This window comes from Priestia filamentosa (genome assembly GCF_900177535.1).
Classification (GTDB): domain Bacteria; phylum Bacillota; class Bacilli; order Bacillales; family Bacillaceae_H; genus Bacillus_I; species Bacillus_I filamentosa.
This window is the reverse complement of record NZ_FXAJ01000023.1, coordinates 1-7,563: the sequence shown is the minus strand read 5'-3', so window position 1 is coordinate 7,563 and position 7,563 is coordinate 1. Positions and strand designations below refer to the sequence as shown.

At 33.8% G+C, this 7,563-nt stretch carries 5 protein-coding genes; 4 read left to right on the top strand and 1 reads right to left on the bottom strand.

What is annotated here, in order from left to right; all coding sequences use genetic code 11:
- Window positions 1-866 precede the first annotated feature (866 nt).
- Window positions 867-1,358, top strand: coding sequence for a DUF3967 domain-containing protein (locus B9N79_RS25610; RefSeq protein WP_085119461.1), 492 nt, complete (start codon window positions 867-869; stop codon window positions 1,356-1,358).
- A 626-nt stretch (window positions 1,359-1,984) separates the two neighbouring features.
- On the opposite strand, the gene B9N79_RS25600 is transcribed toward B9N79_RS25610, so the two are convergent.
- On the bottom strand, window positions 1,985-2,326 hold the full coding sequence (locus B9N79_RS25600; RefSeq protein WP_205635684.1) for an SPW repeat protein: 342 nt from the start codon (window positions 2,324-2,326) through the stop codon (window positions 1,985-1,987).
- Between the two features lie 1,943 nt (window positions 2,327-4,269).
- Here B9N79_RS25600 and mobV point away from each other — a divergent pair.
- The 3 genes from mobV to B9N79_RS25585 form a co-directional block, all read left to right on the top strand.
- Window positions 4,270-5,502, top strand: a complete 1,233-nt coding sequence (mobV, locus tag B9N79_RS25595) for a MobV family relaxase (RefSeq protein ID WP_085119453.1) — start codon at window positions 4,270-4,272, stop codon at window positions 5,500-5,502.
- A 220-nt stretch (window positions 5,503-5,722) separates the two neighbouring features.
- Window positions 5,723-6,397, top strand: a complete 675-nt coding sequence (locus B9N79_RS25590; protein ID WP_085119451.1) for a MarR family transcriptional regulator — start codon at window positions 5,723-5,725, stop codon at window positions 6,395-6,397.
- Window positions 6,398-6,945: 548 nt separating this feature from the next.
- The coding region (locus B9N79_RS25585; protein ID WP_205635683.1) for a glycoside hydrolase family 25 protein at window positions 6,946-7,563 on the top strand (618 nt) is incomplete at its 3' end.

Below are 7,563 nucleotides of genomic sequence, written 5' to 3'. Positions count from 1 at the left end.
GATTTAAATAAAATTAAGTGTTAGATTTTTAATACTAGGATGGGTTAAAAGATGTTAGGAGCAGTATTGGACTATAGTTTAAATAATTCTCATGTTTATTATCTCTTTGAAAATTAACTGAGGAAATAGTATTTTTGTCGATGAAATTGGTCGATAGTCTTCAAGTTCTTTAAACTCTTGAATATCTACCAAACTTGGATTGAGCACTTGTTCTTTTTCTTTAATATCTCTTTTCTATCTATACAAATCTAGTCAACATAATGAGATATTATCGGCGCTGAAAAAGGATCTTTGATGAAGATCCCTTTATTTCTTATTTAATTAAAGTACTTGTTTATAAAAATGAGTTGTACAAATGCCAAATCATTATTAAAAGATTTTCAAATAGCCCTTTTTTAAGGGCTATTTTTTATAAATTCGTTGATAGAATGGCAAGACTAAATTTATCTTTTTTTCGTAAGAAAAAATATTAGCCTGAAGGCTAATATAAATCACCTAAAGGTGATGTCTTATAAAAAGGAATTTAAAAAACAGGGGCATTAAATATGTTCCCGGTTTTTTTATTCCTTTCCATGAGGAAGTGAATAAGGAACTTTGCCACAGTTAAGATAACTATCGCAATAATATAAGGGGTGATATTCATATCTCCTCTAAGATTCAATATAACTAGTATTACAGTAGCTAATAATAGGTATTATAATGCTTTTATTAAAGCTTTTTTCATATGGTTTCACCTCTTAACTTTGTTATCCCATCATAATCCAATATCATTGATTATAGTTACCATAATGATAACATTTAAAAGGAGAACAGCTTATAGCAACCGAATAACAGGTATAGCAACCTATATATAAGGGAGTGTTGTTATGGAACAAACTTACTTTGGTTCTGAGGTAGCTAGTACTTTAAAAATTGGATCCTCTACGTTAAGAAAATATAGTCTTGCATTAGAAGAACAAGGTTATACTTTTGATCGAGGAGTAAATAACTCACGTATCTTTTATCAGAAAGATGTAGCAATGATACAACGTATAATGAACGCGATGAATAAAAAGAACATAACGCTAGAACAGGCTGTAAAGCTAGCTGTATCAAGCATTTCAGAAGATACCGTAGCAACCGCTGTTATGGCTAAACAGACTGAACTAAACAGAGATGTAGCAATGTCAGAACGCTTAGAACGGTTAGAAAAAATTAACCTTGAGTTAGTAAAACGATTGGAAGAACAACAACGTATGTTACAAGAAAGGGATGCAAAAAGGGATGAACAATTAATAACAGTTTTACGTGAAGTTCAGGAAAGTAAACAGCTAATAGCTGCTACCCGGGATAAAAGATGGTGGGAATTTTGGAAATAGTGCTATCCAATTACTAGAATACACTAGATACTAAAAGGTGAGTCCCTGTTAGTGGTAAAGGATGAGGTTTATGGGTAATAAATTTAGAATAACTTTTTTAAGTATTTTCTTATTCTCTCCAATAACGTTTTTACTAGCTTGTTTAATTTGGGGATTCTTTATAAGAAACGTTGATTTTCTGATTGTTGTAACTGATAGTCTATCAATACTGGGTATATACTATATTTTAGCAAACATAGTCTTTGCAGTTATGAGATTTAGAAATGTTGACTCAAAAGATACTTGATACCATTCAATAAAGGAAGGTGCATAAACCCCAAAGTTTTTATGCACTCTTTTTGTGTTGAGTAATGGAAGAAACCTTGCTAACTCAAGGATGTATAAAATCCTGCATATTGGAAAAAAAGAAGGAAGGGAAGAGTCCTTGTCCCCCAAAGGGTCTAGAGTTTCCCCACTTCCTCTAAGATGTATTATGTTAACTAATTTTGTATATGGTATACAATATACAAAACAGAAAAACCTACTGAACAAAGCCAGTAGGTTTTTCCGTTACAAAAATAGACGTTATGGGACGATGCTCTATTGCATCTTGAGTAGTTTGCTCAAACTATGAGATGCTATTCATTTTATTTTTGAGCTACAGCTTTTGAGTTCGAATTAGAACCTAAGTTCCATAAGCTAAATACAATCGTGATTAAACCAAGAATTACACTTGACCAAACTTCTCCATTTGTTAATGAATAGATAAATGGGAAAATTACAAACCAGACGCCAGTAATCACTGAAATCCAGTTTTGCCATGAATTCCAACCGGGTTTGTCAGTTCCCCATAATGACCCGATAATCTGAATGACTCCAAAAATTATGCTTGACCACAAAGCTCCTGATTGATCTGAAAAACCAATAATCCAAGGCGCGATAATAAACCAGACACCAATTAATGCATTTAAATTACCCCTTGTTTTCACAATTACACCTCCTCAAAGTTTATGAAATCTTTAAAGATTCCATTATTGAATTATATGCTTAGAAATTATCAAGATTAACCAAAAACAAAATGAGACTATATGAGGGGTTATAAAAAAGAGAAAAAACAATCCGTGGGAGGTGGATTGTTTTTTCTTAAAGTAGGATCAGGCTTATAGTTCCTGATTATATTTTATGTCTCTCATTTTGCGTTATTATTACCTATAAAATTCATTGTGTGAACTAGAAATGAATGTCTTATACAGTTCAAAACAGAAAAACCTACTGAATTTTAAACAGTAGGTTTTTCCATTACATGATTAGGTGTCATGGCGTGATGCTATATTGTACATTGAGTAGTTTGCTTTATGTAGGAAATAGTATTCATCTTTTAAAGCAAAGACTCATGAACAAATAAAAATTTTTACATACACTTAATATAGGTTACTAGATTATCCGAATATGAACGTTCCTCTTTTTATTATATTTGAGAAAGATCAGGAAAACCTTCTTGGGTTTCTTCTTTATTCCCCTTTTTATTGTCGATAATTCTCATTATACTAATTAAGTTTATATAAAATGTACAGGAAAAACGGTGGTGTAAAATTTAGGGAATGGATAAGAGTGGAAAGAGAGTTTAAATTTCGCGAATATATAAAAATAGTTTTACTATTTAACGTGAGAAGGTAACCCACTTTCTCACATATTTTACACTACATAGCCCTCCTTCATCGATAGAAGGAGAGGCCCTTTTTATTCAAATTAAACATTAGTGATAAAAAAATAATAGAACAAGAAAAAATAGTAACGACTTCGTGTGTTAACTAAGTAAGAAAGTCCAAATCTGTTAAATGTTTAATAGCAATTCGGCTTTGGAATTGCTATTCTTTTCTTGTGTTTTTTTCGTAAGAAAAAACACATTAGCCTGAAGGCCAAAAAACCGCCTGAAGGCGATAAGTCTCTAAGGTGTTAAATAATTTTATTTGCAAAAGCAAATAAGAAAGAATAATCATTTGAAGAACAAGACATGCTACTAAGGAAAGCTAGCTCCTAAGACATCGTAATTAAGTTGTGACAACCAGACAACAGAGCAGAGAGGTCCGATGAACACCTCTCTGCTTTTATGTTGTAATAAAAATCATCATAGAAAAAAGGGAATAGAGGTGCTGTTAACAGTAACAGAGCAGTGGCATAGAATAATAAGATGACATGAGAAACTCTTTTCTTTGCTCTACATGGTCCGACCGTGTAGGGCTTTTTTTGTCAGAAGTAGTATTGATGTTAAAGGAAAGGTTGCACAGCCTATGCAACCTTTCCGTTTCAACCTTGCAATATCCTATTGCAATTGAAGATTTAAAGATTATTTTTATAAAGGAAATGGTAGCAATTTATGAAACAATACATATGATATAGGGATATCTCATATATCGCTTCCAATTGAGTTCTATCCCGAAAAGAGAAGTCTCACCTCCAATGGACTTCTCTTTTTTATGTTGTAGCGAAACTCATTAAGAAAACGAAAAAAATATAAGCGTCTGTCAACGGTAAATCGCAAGACCGGAGGTCGAGAATTTAAGGAGTTGATAGACTGGCCGTACTTGAACCCTCTGGGCCTTGAACAAACTTTGTTTGTTCCTGCCAACCGGCGAGGGAGCCCCCTCAAAACTTGAGGGGGTTGGGGGAGTTTTTAAGGAGATCCAACGGCCTTCCGTCGGTCGTCGTTTGGGGGCGACACCCCAAGGTCTTTTTCATGCGTAAGCATGAATACGGCTATGCCGTACAAGCGTCGCAGACCGCACCTTTACGCAGTAAAGTATAGTGCGTTATACTTTACTTGGAAGTGTTCCGAATAAAGGTCGTTCTTTCTCTATTATTTTGGGAATGTCGAAAACTTTTTTTGGGCACTAATTTTGTCGAAAAGAAGGAATGAAAAAGGAGGGAATCCATGAGTTATGTCATTTGTCGCATGCAGAAAATGAAGCGACATGATGTAAAGGGTATACAGTTTCATAACCAACGCGAGAGACAAAGTCAGACAAACTTCGATATTGATTCAGAACGTACACCGTTAAATTACGATCTGTTACATAAAGAGAACATTAACTACAATGAGCACGTAAATGAGATTATAGAGAGCCAAAAAACAGGGACAAGAAAAACAAGAAAAGATGCTGTAGTTGTGAATGAACTGCTTATCACATCTGATCATGACTTCTTTGCTCACCTGGAATCGGGAGAACAAGAACGCTTCTTCCAGGAAAGCTATACGTTGTTCTCTCAACGTTATGGGGAACAAAATGTAGCCTATGTGATGGTCCATCAAGATGAACATACCCCTCATATGCATTTAGGTATTGTGCCGATGAAAGATGGAAAGCTGCAAGGAAAGAACGTATTTAATCGTGGAGAGCTTCAATGGATTCAAGATGAGTTTCCAAAACATATGAAACAACAAGGCTTTGAGGTAGAACGTGGGGAAAAAGGGTCAGACAGAGAACATTTAACGTCTCAACGTTTTAAAGCGCAACAACTTCAAGAACAGCTGAGTAATATTGAGAAAGCAACCGAAGAACGCCAATATGAGCGTAAACAGTTAGAAGAAACGATTCAAGATTGTAAGAGTCGTTTAAGTGATTTAGAAGCATCTTTGGATTTTCATAAAAAAGTAGATGATGTGGAGACAAAGAAAGAAAAGAAGATGGGCCTATTTGAATCAGATCGCGTCCTAGTGAAGCAGGAAGACTTCGGGCATATTAAAGCCTTAGCAAAGACATCAGAGACGTTTAAAAAGGAATCTGAGGAATATAAGTGGGAGTTACGAAGAGAAACGAAGAAAAATGAAGAACTTGAAGAAACAAATCGAGCGTTAAGAAGCGAAAACGTCGAATTAAAAAAGGAAAACCAAGGGTTAAAGAAAGAGAATCATCTTCTTTTTCAAACATTAGAACGATTAAAACAAGTCTATCAAGAGAAAGTACCTGATATGAAACGAATGATAGGTTTTATTAAAAGTGAACTTATAGATAAAGCGAAAGATAAAGTGTTAATCAAAAACTTTTTCAGAGATAAAGAGGAAGTTCAAGGAGCTGAAGAGTTCTTAAAAATCAAGGAAGAAAAAAGAAAGGAACGGTCAAAGAAAGTACGTAGAAGAAGAAAAGATCAGGAAATAGAACGATAGATTAGGGTACAAGCCCAAGGCAATTAATGGTAGACTGTATATATGGTTCCAAAGGGAATTTAAGGAACCTGAAGACATAGAAAAACCCTCCGAGTCCGCTAAAACTTGAGGGCTTTTCTATAAAAACTATAGAAGGGTTAAACCCTTTTCAAACTTATTATATGTTATTTATTTTATCATAAGGGTTTAATTCCTTCCACAATAAATGGAGGAATTATTAATGTCAGATTTGTTTGAGAAAAAGAGATTAGAACGTGAAGCAAAGTGTCAAAAGAAGAAAGAAGAATTAGAAGCTCTTCCTGGAGGACAACAAGCAATCATTAGAGGTTCCTCAACAGCTTCTAAAAATGCTAGAAAACGAGATATTGAAAGCTCAAAAGTTTTGACTGATGAGGAAATGGAACAGGCTAATGTTCTCCAAGCAAAAGCTCAAGGAGCAGGAATGAAGTTAGTACCGGAGCGAAAGGTGAAAAATAAGGCTAAATTTGCTCAAATTATTCAAGAGAACTGGTTGTATTTAATTCAGAATAATATCTTGAAAAATGAAGAAATCATGTTTTTGAATAAGGTGTTAGGGTTTATTGGTTTTCGTTCTAATTGTTTAGTTCAAGATATAAAGGCTAAAGAACAGATTCCTATGACTCAAACTGAACTAGCTGAAGCTTTAAAAATGAGTCGTACAAATGCCAATAGACTTATTAAACAATTAATCGAAAAAGGTATAATGGGTAAATTTGAGTCTGGAAGAGACGGACTTAATGCAAAAATGTATGCTATATATATTAATCCAAATATCATCTTGTGTGGGGATCGTGATGATATTAATGAGACATTGCAAACTATGTTTAGAAGGTATTCTAAAGAGTTAAAGAAGATCCCAGTAAGATTAATTTAGTTAAAAAATCTCCTTTTAAGGAGATTTTTTTTATTTTCATATGTATTGAATTCAATACTAAACTGTCTTGAATTCAATACATATGAAAAATCCTATATCCCTTGGTATATAAGGTTTTTTTAAAAAAAATAAGTAATGTTCTTCTCACTCTCTATTTAAATAGCAATTCGTCTTTTGTTTTGCAATACTAAATTTATAATTTTTACGTAATCGCCTTAAAGGCTAAAAGGTTGCCATTAAGGCAACCAACATCTGTCTCTAGGAGGGGACCACCAGCTCCAATTAAGACAACTAGTGAACTTATTAATCTTAGGAACTAGGTTCCTTCCTTTAAGTAAATTCAACACTTGTACAATCAATTTTAATTATTTTTCATATTGTAATTTCGTAAGAACTTTTCTCTATGAAAAATAATTTTAAACAAGAGTTTCATCCTTATTGTTAAATTTAACCATATGAGATAGAAAAAGTATTAGATGCTTTCACAATTGAATCAAGGAGATTAGGGGTCCTACACAAGTAAGTATCTATAAAACTGTTTTCTACTTATGTGGATTGTGACTCCTGGAAAGGAAAAAGAAAGGAGAGGTTATTTTATGGAAAGAAAAGGGATTGATATATCGCACTATCAAGGGGACATTGATTGGTCGAAAGTATCAAATGATGGAATTAGTTTTGCGTTTATTAAAGCCACAGAGGGGTCGGAAGATGGCTCAGCAATTGTAGATAAGTATTTAGATAAAAATGTCAATGGAACAAATGATAATGGCATTGATGCTGGAGCCTATCACTTCGCAAAATTTGTCTCTGTTAATGATGCTGTCGCAGAGGCTAAATGGTTTGTGAAAAATATAAAAGGACTACCATTAACATTGCCGCCTGTATTAGATTTGGAGGAAAACAATACTAAATCTGATGCTGAAATGAATAAAGCGGCACGCGCTTTTATGGAACACGTTGAGAAAGAAATTGGTTCGTGTATCTTGTACTCGTTCGGCAATTTTTATCGTGACCATGTGGATAAGTCACTATTAAAGGATTTTACCTACTGGCACGCTCGGTATGCTTCTACACCTATTAATGAGAGACTAGAAGATCTATTCGCTTGGCAATATAGTAAAAAAGGAAGTGTTGCAGGGATTTCTGGACCAGTAGATTTAAATAAA